Origin of the sequence: Orrella marina, assembly GCF_003058465.1 — a bacterium.
Lineage (GTDB): Bacteria > Pseudomonadota > Gammaproteobacteria > Burkholderiales > Burkholderiaceae_B > Algicoccus > Algicoccus marinus.
Window position 1 is genome coordinate 3,655,815 of record NZ_CP028901.1, and the last position, 17,159, is coordinate 3,672,973.

The following is a 17,159-nucleotide window of genomic DNA, read 5'->3' on the forward strand; positions in this document are numbered from 1 at the left end:
TCTCTGCTTTGACTGATTTCACTGGAATCCCCGCCCTTCGCCTGCTTCTTCATGCGTGACGCCATCCCGGATGTGATAAATCCGTTTGAAAGTCGGTATGATTTTTTCATCGTGGGTGACCACGATGATGGCTGTCTCGAATCGGGCTGCCATGTCGTTCAGAATGCGGATCACGGCCATCGCCCGTTCAGAGTCCAGTGGCGCAGTGGGTTCGTCGGCCAGGATGACCGGAGGGCGATTGACAAGTCCGCGGGCAATCGCGACGCGTTGTTGTTCACCGCCAGACAATTGTGAGGGCATGGCTTTGGCACGGTGCTGCACGTCCAGTGCGGTCAGCAAGTCCATCGCCAGTTGGCGGGCCGGCCCGTTCGGTACTCCTGCGAGCATGGGTAGCAGGGCAACGTTGTCTGTGACGTCGAGAAACGGAATCAAGTAGGGAGCCTGGAAAACGAACCCGATCTTGTCGCGCCGCATTGCCCGCAAGTCGCGTACTTTCCAGCCTTGATCGAAGATCACGTCATCGCCCAGCGTCATGCGACCGGCAGTTGGATCGATCACGGCGCCCAGACACTTCAGCAAGGTGCTTTTGCCGGAACCGGATGGACCGATCAGCCCGACGACCTCACCGGGTGCAACCTTCATGTTGACGCATTTCAGTGCGTCTACGGCCGTGTCTCCCCGACCATAGCGTTTGGTCAGTCCCTCGATGAGGATGCCTCTGGGCTGGGTGTCGACCATGTCAGCCTCCAATCGCTTCGGCCGGATCGACCTTGAGTGCCATCCGGATGGCAACCAGACTTGCAAGCACGCAGATCACCATCACAATGGCGAATCCGATCACCGCATCGAGTGGCATCAGAAGGACATACTTGGGAAACATGGGCGCAGCGAACGCGGCGGTGACCCGACCCACCACAAACCCGATCACGCCTAGCGCCAGGGCTTGCTGCATGATCATGCCCGCAATTGTGGTGTTACGCGTACCAATGAGTTTGAGTACGGCGATCTCGCGAATCTTGTCCATCGTGAGCGAATAAATGATGAAAGCGACGATAGCAGCGCTGACAACAGCCAGAATGGCCAGAAACATGCCGATCTGCCTGGAGGAGGTGGCAATCAGCTTGCCGATCAGGATGTCCTCCATGTCGGCACGGGTGTAGACCGTGAGTCTTCTGGCACGCTCGATGTCGTTCGCGACCTCATCTGGCGAGAATCCGGGTTTGATTGTCACCAGCACTGCGTTGACCGAGGCATTGGTGCTTTGCGATGCAATCACCGCATCAAGCAGACCGGGCACACCCGGCCGGTTGAAAGCCGGATTCGATTCGGTGCGACGGCGACTCGCCCAGATGGCATCGTTGTCCTTGAGGAACTGTGCCTCTTGCGCGTCTTTGAGCGGTATGAAAACCATAGGATCACCGCTCGAAGAGACCATTCGTCGGGTCAACCCTACGACGGTGTACTGGTTACGCCGGATTTTGATGGTGTCGCCGAGTTTGAAGCCTGTGCCAATGTCAGCTACGGCCTCATAGTGACCGCGAGTGATATGCCGCCCGGCCACCAGGTAGGGCGGCCACCCAGGCGTCGTGACAGGGGCGTCAGCTGCAATGCCGACCGCCATCGCACGGACATCTGTATCGTCCTTGCGAACCTGCATGGTCAGATAGGTGATGTTGGCGGCCTGCTGAACCCCAGGCATGGTGGCGATGCTACGGTAGAGGTCATCATTGATGCTCGATGATTCGGCATAGGGTCCGAGCGTGTCTTTCTGCACCACCCACATATCTGCGCCCGTGTTGTCGAGCAGTGCCTTGCCGTCCTCGACCATCCCGCGATAAACACCGGCCATGACAAGTGTGACACCGATCAAGAGACCCAGACCTACGCCGGTGAAGACAAACTTTCCCCATGAGTGCAGGATGTCACGACCGGCCAGGCTGATCACTTGCTGACTCCTGCAATGTCGGTCACGATTCGGATCGCGCGCCCGGCTCTGAGCTCACTCTCGCTGTAGACCACCACGTCGTCACCCGGCTCAAGGCCAGTGAGTACCTGAACATTGCCGTCAAGATCTCGTACACCCAGTGTGACGGTAGCGCTTTGGAGTTCGCCATCCACGATCCGCCAGACGATCGGGCGAGCGCCATCACGTCTGATGGCGGCATTGGGTATGGCCGGTGCTGGTTTGAGTCCATCCAGTGTGACCGTGACTTCGGCGAGCTCTCCGATCGGTGGCAGCTGCTGGGGCGTGCGCATGAATGTCACCTTGGCCAGCATCTCCTCGGTGACGGAGTCTGCAAGCGGCTCGATGCGCACGACCTCGCCTGACAGAATCTGGCCAGCACGCGAGCGTAATGCAATGTCGGCAGGCTGGCCTTTTGCAATTCCGGTTGCGTTTATCTGGTCGAATCGTGTGTTGATCCACAGACTGTCCGGATCAATCACCTCGAAAACTGCCTGACCCGCTACGACGGTTGTCCCCGGCTCAATATCTCGCTTGACGACCAGGCCGTCAATGGGTGAACGCAGGCGAAGATTGTCTCGCTGGGCTTGCAGCCCTTCGCGTTCTGCCTGAACCCGATCAAGTTCCCGCGTTGCGACATCAAGGCTTGCGCGCATCAGTCGCAACTCCTGGCGCCTGGTTGCCAGCATCTCCTGGCTGGTTGATTTGACAGCAAACAACTGCTCGTAGCGCTCGGCCTGCGTCTGCGCAAATTCGAGCCGAGACTGTGCTTCGCGCACACCGGCACGTGCCCGCTCAATCGCTGCGTCCTGGGCTGTCAGCCGAAAGTCCAGATCAATGGGGTCCATTTCTCCAAGCAATTCGCCTTGACGCACCCTGTCTCCGACATCTACTCTCAAACTATCGAGGCGTCCTGCGCTGGTCGGTCCGATGGCATGGGTGTAGCGCGCCTGGACAGTTCCGATGCCGAACAGGGCTGGCGTGATCTCCCTGGTCTGGACTTGCACGACAGTGACAGCTACCGGGGCCAGAGGGCCAGATCGCAGCCCGACATAGACAAACACGGCTAGTAAGGGCAAAAGCACCGCTACAAGCGCAAGGGTACGGCCTTTGATCGGTAAATAATGCAGCAGGGATTTCATGGACAGGCTCCGCCACCCGGTATGGGAGGCTTGGTATAAGCTCTCATTGTGCGTGCGCAGACAGAGACTGTCTTACCCGTTTGGTAACACAGTATGTCAATCAGCAGGGATGACAGACAAATTCACCAAAAAGAGGTCGACTGGGGAAACCAGCGAACTTTTACGTGGCCTGATTCGCCCGACAGCAGGGCTCTTGCGATGGTCGCAAACCTGACATGAAGAGAGTCTGACCGATAGTGCGGATGTGTCTGGTGATTGCTGCTTTCAAATGAGGACGCCCGTGTTCGATCGCTATGTTGGTGTTGACTATTCCGGCGCAAAAACCCCGGACGCCAGCCTGAAAGGCCTGCGGGTCTATGAAGCAGCCCGAGATCGCGAGGCCACAGAGGTACTGCCCGTACCGGGTTCGCGCAGATACTGGAGCCGTATTGACCTGGCGCACTGGCTGGTGACTCGTCTGTCAGACAACGTGCCGACCATCGTCGGAATCGATCACGGTTTCTCTTTTCCGATGCGCTACTTTGAAACCCATCACCTGGCTCCGGACTGGCCATCGTTTCTGATGGATTTTCATGCTCACTGGCCGACAGATCAAAGGGGTGTTTACGTCGATTTTGTACGTAACGGCTCCAGAGGCAATGGCCGTATTCGCACGGGGTCAGCCAGATGGCGCAGACTGGCCGAGCAGCGAACGCGCGCCAAGTCTGTGTTTCACTTTGATGTTCCAGGGTCGGTTGCCAAATCCACCCACGCCGGCCTGCCATGGTTGCTCTATCTTCGCCAGCAACTGGGTGCCCGGACTCACTTCTGGCCCTTTGACGGCTGGGACGTTGCTGCCGGTCAATCCGTCATCACCGAAATTTATCCCTCGCTCTGGAACAGGCAGTATCCGGCACAAGGGCGTACCCCTGATCAGCATGACGCTTTTGTCGTGGCGAGCTGGCTCAGACAGATGGACCAGCAGGGCAGTCTTGCCCGGTATTTCAGTCCACAGCTTGCGCCACACGAGCAGGGGATCGCGCAAATCGAAGGCTGGATCCTGGGGGTGATGTAAGTTTTGCTCGGTGATCCGTGAGTTTTGATCTATGCCGACAGGTCCCGTAACTCATTGACCGCACGCCACGCCTGGTCGATGGCTGCATGGGCATAGGGGCTCCATCCTGCGTCCGAGTTCGCTATGGTGATCTGGCCAACAGGCTGTCTGGCCAGCCGCATGGTCTGCTCGCTCTGGTCCTCATCATCAAATAGCGTGTTGACGATGTACGAGTAGCCGTGAGACCACCGGTTCACTGTGATCGCCAGGATGTCAGTTTCATGATTGAATCCGGCCTGACCGAGCATGCCCTGTAATTGGTCCCGGATTATCTGTTCGTGCTGTTCAAACGTTGTGCCAAGCAAGATCGCACGTCCGATTCGCGACTGATCACGGTTTGGCAACCCGCTACCGGCAACAGTGGGTACATGGACCATGTGCAGCCCGATTGGCCTGGCTGGGTCTCTCGGATGCTGATAACCGCCCAGGTCAACCGGGTAGTCAAGCTTGACGCGACTGTAAGGGGCAGCTGGCGAGTAGATTTCGTGTACCCCCAGTCGGATGAAGGGCTCCCAGTTGCTGATCACCACTTTTGTGTACACCAGCGGTACCTTCACGTTCTGGCGCAACGCGTCTTTCTGGGGCTTGGACATCTCGGGCACGACGAACGGAATCATCATGTTGTAGCCTGCCATGATGGCCTGTCTGGAGCGCACGCGAACCAGCTTGCCGTCATGCACGTAGAACGTATCCACAGCGGATTGACCATCGTCTGTCCGGACGTTTCTGGACTGGATCGCGGTGCTGTTCAGGCGCAATTTCACGGGATGCTCGGGCCGGTCGAGCTTGCTGTAGTCGAATCGGGTTAACACAACGTCCTGCATGGTTGTTCCGTTAGCAACCTGCGGGATCAGCTTGCGCACCATCAGACGTGCCAGTCCTGCGTTTCCATCCGGAAAGTGGAAAATGTATGGATCATCGAGCTCAGCCTGTTCTTCCGGGTCTAGCGGACTCAGTCCCATCGCACCGAACCCCGGCAACGCACACAGGCGCGCGTCGGAACAGGACACCGCATCAATGCCTACGCCCTGAAAGTCATTTGTTCGCTGCTGAAAGTAGGCGATGGCTTGCTCGCTCAGTCCGACCTTGTCTCGCAGGAAGGCGGTGTAACTGTTTCGCAAGATCCATTCGTCTTTCTCCTGCAGTGTCATGCCTTGAAGATAGTCAGTCTTCTCTTCGTGCAGGGCAAGCAATGCGGCCTTGTCGAGTTCCGGCAACGGAAACTCGCCGATGAACTCTGCGAGCGCACGCCCGTTGAGCCGGTCTGGCGGGATGTCATCGGCCACTGTACGGCCCGGGTCGCCGCTGACAACCTTGTCCACTCCAAAGGTCTTCTGATCGAAGTAGATACCTCTGCTCAATCCAAGATCCGGGTAGAACGTCCGCCTGAACCCGGCGGCGAGCGCATCAATATTAACCTTCAGGTCCTTGAGCAAGCCCATGGCAACTGGACTGAACACGGAGCGGGGGGACTGCAGTGACTCACTGCCTCCATAACCCAGTACCAATCCATACGATGTGTCGAACTCGTTGCGTTTGGCATGCCCGCCAAAGTCATCGTGGTTGTCCAGCAGCAGGATCTTCTTGCCAGAGCCGAACTTTTCCTGATAGAAACAGGCCGCGGCCAGTCCGCTGATGCCCGCACCGACGATGACCAGGTCGTACTCTTCTAGCAAAGGCACAGTGTCAAAGTCGTACGCCTGTCCCTCACGGGCAAATCCGTGAGCGACTTCAAATGATCCGGGGTGGTTGCCACGCAGGCCGGTCAGTGTGGGGGGGTAGGCGGGTATCGGGGATTGAAGTGTCTGGCGGACGAGGTCCGACTCGCCTGGGTTGGCTCTGAGCAGATTGATCGGTGCGACACCCGGTATGATCGAGAGTGCGACGCCATTCAAGAAGTCTCTGCGCGTGATGCTCATGATGTTCCCCTCTTGCGTGGCAGACAATCGCCCTGGTTGGTTTGATCCTGCCGGTGACTGAGGATTTCAAGCGTAACAGTAAACGCTTTGTGTCGGATGGCTGGATTTGTCACAGACCAGGTGCAATGCAGCCAGGCGTAGAGCGAGGATTGGCCGGGATGTGTGACGTCGGGTTCTCGTGCGCAGCCGCGCCTGTATTCGCGGATACAGAAAAAAGGATCGGGTCGTGTATCCTGATTGCTGAACGGGTTGGTGAGCCGGCAGGACCCGCTTTCAACCAACGGCAATGCGCCGGGCATAAGCCGTGTGTGATCATGATGCCGGCATGTCAGGGTGCAGTTTTTGATGCGTTTTTTTGTTGTCTTTCCTGATTTCTAACCATGTCTCTTGACTTTGACACCCTTTCGACATTGCGTCTGCAGCATCCGGCCTGGCGTCTCATGCGCTCGGATCACGCGCCGCTCATTGCAAGCTTTCTGCATCGAGTGTTTGTCGTGCCCAATGTACGGGTGATGTCCCAGGCTGATCTGGTCGAGATACTGGAAGATGAACTCTACGCGCTGCGTTTGCGGCTGGGGGATGCTTCATTTCCAGGTGCGGCGTTGCACTACCTGAACGAGTGGGCGGCACCAGACAAGGGATGGCTGCGCAAGTTCTACAAGGCGGGAACCGATGATGCGCAGTTCGATATCACCCCCGCGACCGAGAAAGCGATTGCATGGCTTACCCAGCTGACCGAGAGGCAGTTTGTCGGCACCGAATCACGGTTACTCACGTTGTTTGATCTGCTCAAGCAGATGAGCGAGGGAAGTGATACCGACCCCGAGCGTCGCATGGCCGAGCTGGTCAGAAAACGTGCTGAAATTGATGCAGAGATCGAGCGGGTGGCCAGTGGTGATATGCCGGTTCTGGATGACACAGCCCTTAAAGATCGATTCCAGCAGTTCATGCAAGGTTCGCGCGAGCTTTTGTCGGATTTCCGTGAAGTCGAACACAACTTCAGAATGCTGGATCGACGCGTACGCGAGCGTATTGCCAAGTGGGAGGGCGGCAAGGGCGCTTTGCTTGAAGACATCATGGGTGAGCGCGATGCGATTGCAGACTCTGATCAGGGCAAGAGCTTTCGGGCTTTCTGGGATTTCCTGCTATCGAGCCGACGGCAGGACGAGCTGACAGATCTGCTTGAGCGCGTTTTGGCGTTGCCGGTCGTTGCCTCTCTCGAACCTGATCCGCGCACCCGGCGGATGCATCATGACTGGGTCGAGGCGGGCGAACACACTCAGCGAACGGTTGCGGTCCTGTCACAGCAGTTACGGCGATTTCTGGATGATCAGGCCTGGCTGGAGAACCGTCGCATCATGGATATCATGCGCAGTCTCGAGGGGCGTGCCTTGAGTGTTCGCGATCGCATGCCTGCTGGCGCCTTTATGCAGATTGCGAGCACGCGTGCTTCCATTGATCTCATCATGGAGAGACCCTTGTATACGCCGGCGTTCAAACCGGTGATCAATGATCTGGTCCTGCAGGCTGAAGACGATGATGTTGACGCGCAGACACTTTTCGAGCAAATCATGGTCGACAAGGCCAGGCTCACGCGGCACGTACGTCAGATGCTGCAAGAACGCGATCAGGTCACCCTGCGGGATCTGGTCGCGGCACAGCCGATCGAACAGGGTCTGGCCGAGTTGATCACCTATCTGCAACTGGGTAATGATGGCTTCTCGAGCTCGGTCGACGAGCAGACCATGGATGACATCGAGTGGTTTGGCGAGACGGCATCTGGTGATTCGGTGCGAAGAGTGGCCCGTTTGCCCCGGGTGATCTTCATGCGATGATGATCAGATTAACCTGAGCGAAGTCACCTCGTGCTTTACAGTTCCGGACTCCGGGACTGGTGTACTCATCCCTGTGTTTCATTGTTTTAATTCTTTTGCTTACTCCTGATCTTCATGCATGACAACGATAAAACGGCCCATCAAATGAGCGCTGAATCCGGGCAGTCGATGCAAGACGGCGGATCATTTGCGGCCGATGCACCTTCAGACCTTTCGATTCTCCTTGTCAACCTCCTGAAGGGCGTCCAGTACCGGGAACAGGACGAGCGGCAGTGGGCCCGGCTGTTGAGCCTGCAGCCACATGTGATGGACTATGTGTCTGTCCTGGGACTGGAGCTGGTCCTTGATGAGGCCGAAGGCTACGCCTTTCTCAAGAGTCGTGCACAGGATGGCGACACGGAGTCCGGTCCAAAGCTGCCCCGGTTGATTGCGCGTCGTCCGCTTTCGTTTCAGGTCAGTCTTTTGCTGGCACTTCTTCGCAAGCAACTGCTTGAGTTCGATGCAGGGGGGGTGGATACCAGGCTGGTACTGTCGCGTGACGAGATCGTGGAGCAGGTGCGGCTTTTCATGCCTGATCAGTCCAACGAGGTCAGACTGATTGACCAGATCGAGGCATCGATCAACAAGGTGGTGGAGCTGGGTTTTTTGCACAAGCTCAAGTCAACCTCTTCACAAAAGCAAGGCCCCGGGCATTACGAAGTGCGCCGCATCCTCAAGGCGTTCGTGGACGCGCAGTGGCTATCGGAATTCGATGTGCGACTGGCCGCCTATCAGGCGGCCCTGCGAGGAGAATTGATTCAGCAGGCGGATGGTGATCAGGTACGGGAGCCAGACGATGAATGACTTGATGCCAGGAATGCTGGATTTTCTGGGCGACGATACGCTCTCGGGATTCAGGCTGCGCCGACTGGAAGTGCTGAACTGGGGAACTTTTGATCAACGTGTCTGGACCCTGCAGCTGGATGGACGCAACGGCCTGCTCACGGGTGATATCGGATCAGGGAAGTCGACACTGGTCGATGCGATCACCACGCTGCTGGTGCCCGCTCAGCGCGTGGCTTATAACAAGGCTGCAGGTGCTGACAACAAAGAGCGCAGTCTGCGATCCTACGTGATGGGCTATTACAAGTCCGAGCGTAACGAAACCACTGGTGCCGCACGCCCGGTCTCGCTTAGAGGGCTCGGCAGTTACTCGGTCATTCTTGGCGTGTTTCATAACGCTGGTTACGACCAGACCATTACGCTGGCCCATGTGTACTGGATGAAAGAACCGAGTGGGCAGCCTGACAGGTTTTATGTCACCGCGGAAAAAGATCTGACGATCACAAAGGACTTTGCCGGGTTTGGCAGTGACATGACAGCTCTGCGCAAGCGCCTGCGCGATGCCGGCATGGATGTGCATCAGACATTTCCTCCGTACACCGCCTGGTTCAAGCGCCGGTTTGGTATCAGTAGCGAGAACGATCAGGCGCTTGATCTGTTTCATCAGACCGTGTCGATGAAGTCAATCGGTAATCTGACTGACTTTGTGCGCAGTCACATGCTTGAGTCACTCGATGTACAAACCAGCATCGAGTCGCTTATTGAGCACTTTGATGATCTGAACCGGGCCCATGAAGCGGTGCTCAAAGCGCAGAAACAGGTTGAGATGTTGACACCATTGGTTACGGATGCCCAGCGTCACGATGCTGTTCAGTCTGAAGTGACGCGACTACGCGAGTGTCGGGATGCTCTGCAGGGGTATTTTGCGACCGTGAAACTGACGCTTTCCGAAGCGCGTCTAGTGCAGCTCGGTGAGGATATCGTCGAGCAATCGGCGCAGATCGAGACGGTTGAACGACAGCGAGAAACCTTGCTGATCCAGATTGATGAGCTCAAGCAGGCGATCAGCGAGAACGGTGGAGATCGACTGGCCCGGCTGGCCGCAGAAATCCGGACACTTGAACCCACGCGCGATGCGCGAAAGGCCAAGTCTGCTCGCTATGCCGAGCTGGCAGCCGTGTTGGGCGAAGCGCCTGCAACCGAGCGGGGTCGTTTTGAGGCTCAACGAGTGAAGTTCGGTCAGTGGCGAACCGAGATCGAAGGGCAGGATGCGGACTTCCAGAACCGGCTGACCGAGCTAGGCGTAATGATGCGTCAAGACAAGCTTGAACATGATCAGCTGGACGACGAGATTTCAAGTTTGAAGCGACGTCGCAGCAACATCGATGTCAGGCAGGTGCAGATAAGGCAGGCCTTGTGTGAGGCATTGAAGCTCAACGAAGATCAGATGCCGTTTGTGGGCGAGCTTATCCAGGTGCGAGAACAAGAGCGTGACTGGGAAGGCGCGGCAGAACGGCTGCTGCGCGGTTTTGGTTTGTCGATGCTGGTGCCCGACGAGCATTACCGAAAGGTGGTCGAGTGGATTGATCGCAATTCGCTTCGAGGCCGGTTTGTGTATTTTCATGTCAGGGCCCGCCAGCCGGCAGCCCTGCCAGAGCTGCATCGGGACTCGCTGGTTCGCAAGCTCTCGGTCAAACCAGATTCCGGTTTTTACGATTGGCTCGAGAGAGAGCTTGCATATCGGTTTGATGTGGCGTGCTGCGAAACCCAGGAACAGTTTCGGCGCGAATCGCGCGCCATCACCCAGGCAGGTCAGATCAAGGATCCATCCGGACGTCACGAAAAAGATGACCGCCATCGCATCGATGATCGTGGCCGCTACGTGCTGGGCTGGAGCAACCAGGCCAAGATCGCCGCGTTGCAGGCCAAAATGGATCTGCTCGAGACGCGGATGGCAGACACAGGCTCCGCGATCAGTCAGGCTGATCAACAGCGCAGAGCCCTTCAAGGCAGACTCGATGCCCTGACCCGTCTGGATGAGTTTGTCAGTTTCGACGAGTTGGACTGGGCCGAGATTGCGACTCGAATTGCGACCCTCGAAGAAGAACGCGTCACCCTGGAACGGGCATCGGACGCATTGAGGTCTATGAACGAGCGGCTGAATCAGACACAGGCCCGGCAGGCGACTCTCGAGACCCGGTTGCAGGCGATGCGAGACAAGCGTGCTCGTGTGCAGCAGCGCCAGGCAGATTGCGAAGAGCTTCGCGAACGAACCCGCTCGCTCATTGAATCCTGCCCCGTGCCGTCCGGGATGGATATGGCACTGAGCGAGATCACAGCGCAGGCGATACCGGATAAGGCTGTCACGCTGGATAATTGCGATGGGTGTGAGCAGGAGGTCCGGGGCTGGCTGCAGACCCGGATCGATCAGGAGGATCAGAAGCTTAGACGGCTCGCCGAGCGCATTATCAAGGCCATGGCGAGCTTCAAAGACGCGTTCAAGCTTGAGACAGCGGATTTTGATGCGAGTCTGGCGGCAGCCTACGAATACGAGAATCTGCTCAATCGGCTCAATCATGATGATCTGCCGCGATTTGCCAGCCGCTTTAAAGAGTTGCTCAACGTCAACACCATCAACGAGATTGCGAGCTTTAACGCCAAGCTGGCTGGCAAGCGCGAGACGATCAAGGAACGGATCGCACTGATAAACCGCTCACTGGCCGAAATCGACTACAACACGGGACGCTATATCGTGCTGGAGTCGCAGCCCACAGCGGACGCGGAGATCCGGACTTTTCAGCAGGAGCTCAGAAGTTGCACTGAAGGCTCTGTGACAGGTTCTGAGGACGAGCAGTACTCCGAAGCCAAGTTTCTCCAGGTCAAGGCGGTCATCGACAGGTTTCGAGGTCGAGAAGGGCTCACAGAACACGATCGGCGCTGGACCGCAAAAGTGACTGACGTTCGTAACTGGTTTTTGTTTGCAGCTAGTGAACGCTGGCGTGAAGATGGTAGTGAGCACGAGCACTATTCGGACTCGGGTGGCAAGTCCGGTGGCCAGAAAGAAAAGCTCGCCTACACGATTCTCGCTGCCAGTCTTGCCTATCAGTTTGGGCTGGAGTGGGGCGCCGTGCGATCGCGATCGTTCAGGTTCGTGGTCATTGACGAGGCATTTGGCCGAGGCTCGGATGAGTCTGCTCAATATGGACTCAAGCTCTTCAAACAACTCAACCTGCAGTTGCTGATCGTGACGCCGTTGCAGAAGATTCACATCATTGAACCTTTCGTGTCGAATGTCGGGTTTGTACACAATCCAGATGGCCAGGCCTCTGCACTGAGAAACCTGACCATCGAGGAGTATCAGAATCAGAAGAGCCAGTTACGGGCATCGGCTCTCTCTTCTGCCGGGCAGCCTTGACCGTCTTGGTGCGAGTGGCTCATGCCGAGCCTTGGCCGCAGCCCGGTAGTTGTTTTGGCAAGGTGGTGAGATGTGAGTGAGAAACTGTGGAGTGGGCCAGAAGACATCAGACGACAGTTGATGCGGCGATGGGATCGGGGTGATCTGCTACGTGACTGCCTTGGCGACACCCTGGCTGATGATGTGTCTGACGAATCATCCGTCACTGAACGATTCCCGCTTCGTGTTCCGCTCAAGGGGCCTCGCGCCTCGAATATCACGGAGAACTTTCAGGGGGTCAGAAACTGGGTGACCAGACTGACGGGCACGACCGCGCCCATCCGGATTGAATGGGCTGAGGTGCGCAATCGAGTGCAGGGCAGTCAGCGGCTGCCGGTTGCAGTCTGGATCGACTCGCTGGAGCAGGCATTGCGCTGGCTTGGCAAGGAGCGTGAGGCAGCAAGGTTTAAAGAACTTGTCCATCTGACTCAACACCAGATTCCGGCTCTCACTGCCTGGATGCGTCGTCATCCATTGCGGGTGCTGGACCTGGCACAGGACTGGGTCCGACTGTTATCTGTCGTCCAATGGTTGCACGAGCATCCGCGCCCGGCTATCTACCTGAGGCAGGTCGACATAGCGGGGGTTCATACCAAGTTTCTGGAAGCTCATCGTTCGGTGCTGATCGAGCTTCTGGATATCGTTTTGTCTCCCGCCCAGATTGATATCGCGCAGACGGGTGTTGGCCGGTTCGCGAGTCGCTATGGCTTTCGAGAAAAGCCGGTCCGGATTCGTTTTCGGGTCCTGGACCCGGGCATGGAAATGTTTCCGGGTATCAAGAGCCCGGACGTCACGCTCGATGCCGGGAGTTTCGCAAGACTGCGTCTCGATCTTCAAAGAGTGATCATCACAGAAAACGAAGTCAACTTTCTGGCGCTACCCGCTATGCCTGCAACGTTGGCGATGTTCGGGTCGGGATACGGGTGGGAGTCGCTTGCAGAAGTTGAATGGCTTCATGAATGCGTGATGGACTACTGGGGTGATGTTGATACACACGGTTTTGCGATTCTGGACCGATTGCGGGCATTCTGTCCTCATGTCCGCTCCGTGTTGATGGACCGGGATACGCTCATGGCTCACAAGCCATACTGGGTTCAGGAACCGAGGCCATTTTTGGCTGATCTGCATCGGCTCACGCGAGATGAGCTCGCACTATTTGATGATCTTCGCGACAATCGACTTGGGCAGTCGGTGCGGCTCGAACAAGAACTGGTCGGCTACGAATGGGCTCAGATACGACTGATGGGCCGTTCGCCGGGGTAAGCGATTGTTTTTCGGTCTTTAAGCAGGAGTGGATTGAGTTTTTTCCAGGCTGCTCATGATCGACAACGACAGGCACCACAACCGTCGCTGAACGCAGATTGTCGGGTTGTCCCTAGTCCGTTGAGCGCACAGCAATGTGGTCAGGACGTTTCCTTTGCGCTTAAGCTTTGTCGGAGCAAGAATCAGCTAAACGCATTGAGGAGCACTGGCATGGCAGGAATTTACGAAGGGATCAAGGTGCTGGATCTTTCCAGGGTCATTGCGGGACCCTTGTGCACCCAGATGCTCGGCGATGCCGGGGCCACTGTGTACAAGATCGAGCGACCGAACGAGGGGGATGACACCCGCAGGATGGGCCCGTTCCTGAAGTCGGATGATGAGTCTGCTGATCAGGATAGAGCGACCACCTTTCTGGCCTACAACCGATCCAAACAGTCTGTCACGGTCGATATTGCTGATCCGGAAGGCGCAGAACTGGTTCGTGCACTGGCTACGAAATGCGACGTGTTTGTCGAGAATTTCAAGGCAGGTGGCCTCTCCAAGTATGGTCTGGATTATGAGAACATACGCAAGCTGAACCCTGGGATCATCTACTGCTCGATCAGTGGGTACGGTCAGAGCGGACCGTACGCCAAGCATGTCGCGTATGACTTTATCTTGCAGGGCATGGCGGGGCTGATGAGCACCTGCGGCCAGCCCGACGGAACTCCAGGCGCTGAACCCATGCGAACATCGATCCCGATTACCGACATTGTGACCGGCCTCTACGCCCACAGTGCCGTGGTGGGGGCGCTGTTTCATCGCTTGCGAACAGGGGAGGGTCAGTATATCGATACCTCGTTGCTTGACGCGTCTGTCTCCATGAACGGTCATCTGGCTGTGAGCTATCTGAATACGGGTTTGGTGCCGGGGCGCGCTGGTAACTCCAATCCGATTGCAGCACCGTCGGAAGTGTTCGAATGCAGCGATGGACATCTGATTGTGGCTGCGGGTAACGATCGACAGTTCAAGGCACTGTGTCAGGCGCTGGGATGTGCCACCCTCGCGTCTGACGTGCGATTCCGAACCAACGCTGCCCGTGTGGCCAACAGGTCGGCACTCAAGGAGTATCTGAGCACCATCATTTTGGTCAGAAAACGCGCGGAGCTTCTCAGGTCGTTCAGGTCCGCGGGTGTGCCCAGTGGCCCTATTAACACCATGCAGGATGTGTTCAGTGATCCCCAGGTGCAACACAAGGGGCTGGACGTGCAATTGCCATATGGACCAGACAGTGAGGTTCACGTGTTGCGCAATCCGCTTCGCTTTAGCCAGGCGCCTGTTTCGCATCGGCCACCGCCCAGGCTCGGTGAACACACCGAGTCTGTTCTCGTCAATGAGCTGGGACTTACGACCGAAGCCGTTGCGGCGTTACGCGATCAGGGTGTCATATAAACGGCAGGGGCGGGGTCAGCTTTCGGGTCTGTCTGGTTTGCGTGTCCTGTGCCAAGTCTGGCTTTAGAATGAAGGAGTCCGAATGAAGGAATCCGAATGAAGGGGAGTCTGCATGCTGTATTTGCTGGCGATTTTGCTGCCGCCTCTGGCGGTGCTGTTTTGTGGGAAGCCGTTTCAGTTCATCCTGAACATCATCTTGACGCTTTGCCTTTTCATTCCAGGAGCGGTACACGCCATCCTGGTCGTAAACAGTCATCTGGCTGACAAGCGATCCGAGCGGCTCGAACGGGCCATACGTGAAACGCGTCAGCTCTGAATGTTCGGGACTCCTCGGGGCTGAACCCTTGCCGGGAAGTAAAGAATCAGGGCCCACGCAGTGAGTAGTGAGTCAGACTGGCATGTTCACCCATATTCCTTTTGGTAATAAATAAACCATGTGTAATTTCCGGTTGCCATGCAATTCTGATCTGTCAGTGCTAAATTCCTGTCGGTGCAACTGCTTGAGTGTGATGCACAATCTCGTCTTATCCTCAGACTATTCGATGGTTTCCTTCCTTGATTCAGCTAGAAAATATCCGTAAGTCTTACCTGAGTGCCGGGCGTGAGGTGGTGGCCCTGTCCGACATCAACCTGCGTATCGAACAGGGAGAGGTGTTTGGCATTATTGGCCGATCAGGTGCGGGAAAGAGCACGCTGATACGCCTGTTGAACTTGCTCGAGCGGCCAACCACGGGCAGGGTGATTCTCAACGACCAGTGCATATCTGAGCTCGCCGAGCCGCAGCTGCGTGTGATACGGCAAAAGATTGGCATGGTGTTTCAGCACTTCAATCTGTTGCAGTCCAGGTCAGTTCTGGACAATGTCTGCTTCCCGCTCAAACTGGCAGGTATGAGCCGGCAGGCCCAGAAAAACCGGGCGCTGGAGGTGCTCGAGCTCGTCGGACTGGCGGACCATGCTGCCAAGTATCCGCGCCAACTCTCGGGGGGTCAGCAGCAACGGGTGGGCATCGCCCGCGCGCTGGCCAATCGGCCTGACCTGTTGTTGTGCGATGAGGCGACCTCGGCGCTGGATCCCGAGACAACCCAGTCCATCTTGAAACTGCTGCGCGAGATCAATCAACGACTGGGGCTTACCATCGTGCTTATCACCCACAGTATGGATGTGATCCGTCAGATCTGTCATCGCGTGGCGGTGATCGAGCGCGGTGTACTGGTTGAGAGTGGCGATGTGCTTGAGGTGTTTCTTCACCCGAAGGATGCAACCACGCAAAGTTTGCTGGCGCAAAGTGGCAATGACACAGAAGGTTGGCGAGACATGGTGCGTACTACCCAGGGCAGGATCATGCGGCTGAGCTTTAAGGGAAAAACGGCGACCCAGCCATTGATCAGTCGCCTAAGCCGTGAGCTGAACCTGGATGTCAGTATCCTCCAGGGATCGGTCGGACAGATCAATGCGACCCCTTATGGACAGCTGGTCATCCAGGCAGAGGGTGCGCCAGAGGAGCTGGCGCGACTGGAGTCGGCTATGAACGATCTCGGTATACAGCATGAGGAGTTGCACCCATGACGTGGGGTAATCTGGACTGGTTGATGATCTGGGACGCTACCCAGGACACGTTGCTGATGACAGGGGCGTCGCTGTTGTTTGCGGTCATCATCGGTTTGCCAATTGGTGTCATTCTGTTTCTGACCGGCCCGAAGCAGATGATGAGTAACGCCCCGGTCTATCAGTCGCTCTCCCTGGTGGTGAACGTGCTGCGTTCGATCCCGTTTCTGATTCTTCTGATCGTCATGATCCCACTCACAAGAGTGCTGGCCGGAACATCACTGGGCGTGGCCGGTTCCATACCTCCGCTGGTTGTCAGCGCAGCACCATTTTTTGCGAGACTGGTTGAGAACGTGCTTAAGGAGCTGGATCCTGGGGTCAGCGAAGCCAGTCGGGCGATGGGGGCGAGTTCGACCCAGACTGTCCTCATGGCGCTTTTGCCAGAGGCCCGCACTGGCATTGTTGCTGCGACTGTTGTGACTGCGATCATGCTGGTGGGGTATTCCGCCATGTCCGGTGTGATCGGCGGTGGCGGGCTCGGTGATCTGGCCGTCAGATTCGGATATCAGCGTTATCAAACAGACATTATGGTCGTGACCGTACTGATTCTGGTTGTGCTGGTGCAGTTGATGCAGGTGTTCGGTGACTGGCTGGTTGCCAGGCTTAACCACCGGATTGCCTGAGTTTTTTAA

13 protein-coding genes are annotated in these 17,159 nt (G+C 56.8%); 9 read left to right on the forward strand and 4 right to left on the reverse strand.

Annotation, left to right across the window (positions count from 1 at the left end):
- Positions 1-18: 18 nt before the first annotated feature.
- Genes DBV39_RS16675 through DBV39_RS16685 form a run of 3 tightly spaced genes read right to left on the reverse strand, consistent with a single transcriptional unit; the run spans position 19 to position 3,093 of the window.
- Positions 19-738: an ABC transporter ATP-binding protein gene (locus DBV39_RS16675; protein ID WP_108622504.1), complete on the reverse strand. Its 720-nt coding sequence runs from the start codon at positions 736-738 to the stop codon at positions 19-21.
- A gap of 1 nt (position 739) precedes the next feature.
- Positions 740-1,945 carry an ABC transporter permease gene (locus tag DBV39_RS16680; protein ID WP_108622505.1) on the reverse strand — a complete coding sequence of 402 codons (1,206 nt, stop codon included), beginning with the start codon at positions 1,943-1,945 and terminating at the stop codon, positions 740-742.
- Positions 1,942-3,093, reverse strand: a complete 1,152-nt coding sequence (locus DBV39_RS16685) for an efflux RND transporter periplasmic adaptor subunit (protein WP_108623340.1) — start codon at positions 3,091-3,093, stop codon at positions 1,942-1,944. The genes DBV39_RS16680 and DBV39_RS16685 overlap by 4 nt, the downstream gene beginning before the upstream one ends.
- A 292-nt stretch (positions 3,094-3,385) precedes the next feature.
- Between DBV39_RS16685 and DBV39_RS16690 the strand changes: the two genes are divergently transcribed.
- Positions 3,386-4,159, forward strand: coding sequence for a hypothetical protein (locus DBV39_RS16690; protein WP_227870687.1), 774 nt, complete (start codon positions 3,386-3,388; stop codon positions 4,157-4,159).
- A gap of 29 nt (positions 4,160-4,188) precedes the next feature.
- Here DBV39_RS16690 and DBV39_RS16695 read toward each other — a convergent pair whose 3' ends face one another.
- Positions 4,189-6,117 (reverse strand): NAD(P)-binding protein, encoded by a 1,929-nt coding sequence (locus tag DBV39_RS16695; protein WP_108622506.1) that lies wholly within the window; start codon positions 6,115-6,117, stop codon positions 4,189-4,191.
- Between the two features lie 380 nt (positions 6,118-6,497).
- On the opposite strand from DBV39_RS16695, the gene DBV39_RS16705 reads away from it, so the two are divergent.
- The 8 genes from DBV39_RS16705 to DBV39_RS16740 all read left to right on the forward strand — a co-directional run bounded on the left by DBV39_RS16705 (position 6,498) and on the right by DBV39_RS16740 (position 17,150).
- On the forward strand, positions 6,498-7,952 hold the full coding sequence (locus DBV39_RS16705) for a DUF3375 domain-containing protein (RefSeq protein ID WP_108622508.1): 1,455 nt from the start codon (positions 6,498-6,500) through the stop codon (positions 7,950-7,952).
- Between the two features lie 144 nt (positions 7,953-8,096).
- Complete coding sequence (locus tag DBV39_RS16710) at positions 8,097-8,795, forward strand: DUF4194 domain-containing protein (protein WP_108623342.1); 699 nt, start codon at positions 8,097-8,099, stop codon at positions 8,793-8,795.
- Positions 8,788-12,189 carry an ATP-binding protein gene (locus tag DBV39_RS16715; RefSeq protein WP_108622509.1) on the forward strand — a complete coding sequence of 1,134 codons (3,402 nt, stop codon included), beginning with the start codon at positions 8,788-8,790 and terminating at the stop codon, positions 12,187-12,189. Before DBV39_RS16710 ends, DBV39_RS16715 begins: the two co-directional genes overlap by 8 nt.
- A 72-nt stretch (positions 12,190-12,261) precedes the next feature.
- Complete coding sequence (locus tag DBV39_RS16720) at positions 12,262-13,491, forward strand: DUF3322 domain-containing protein (protein WP_227870688.1); 1,230 nt, start codon at positions 12,262-12,264, stop codon at positions 13,489-13,491.
- Positions 13,492-13,701: 210 nt separating this feature from the next.
- On the forward strand, positions 13,702-14,922 hold the full coding sequence (locus DBV39_RS16725) for a CaiB/BaiF CoA transferase family protein (RefSeq protein ID WP_108622511.1): 1,221 nt from the start codon (positions 13,702-13,704) through the stop codon (positions 14,920-14,922).
- Between the two features lie 112 nt (positions 14,923-15,034).
- The gene (locus DBV39_RS20345; RefSeq protein WP_108622512.1) at positions 15,035-15,238 is read left to right on the forward strand and encodes a YqaE/Pmp3 family membrane protein; all 204 of its coding nucleotides are present in this window, start codon (positions 15,035-15,037) and stop codon (positions 15,236-15,238) included.
- Positions 15,239-15,477: 239 nt separating this feature from the next.
- The gene (locus DBV39_RS16735) at positions 15,478-16,488 is read left to right on the forward strand and encodes a methionine ABC transporter ATP-binding protein (RefSeq protein WP_108622513.1); all 1,011 of its coding nucleotides are present in this window, start codon (positions 15,478-15,480) and stop codon (positions 16,486-16,488) included.
- On the forward strand, positions 16,485-17,150 hold the full coding sequence (locus tag DBV39_RS16740; RefSeq protein WP_108622514.1) for a methionine ABC transporter permease: 666 nt from the start codon (positions 16,485-16,487) through the stop codon (positions 17,148-17,150). Before DBV39_RS16735 ends, DBV39_RS16740 begins: the two co-directional genes overlap by 4 nt.
- Positions 17,151-17,159: the final 9 nt, after the last annotated feature.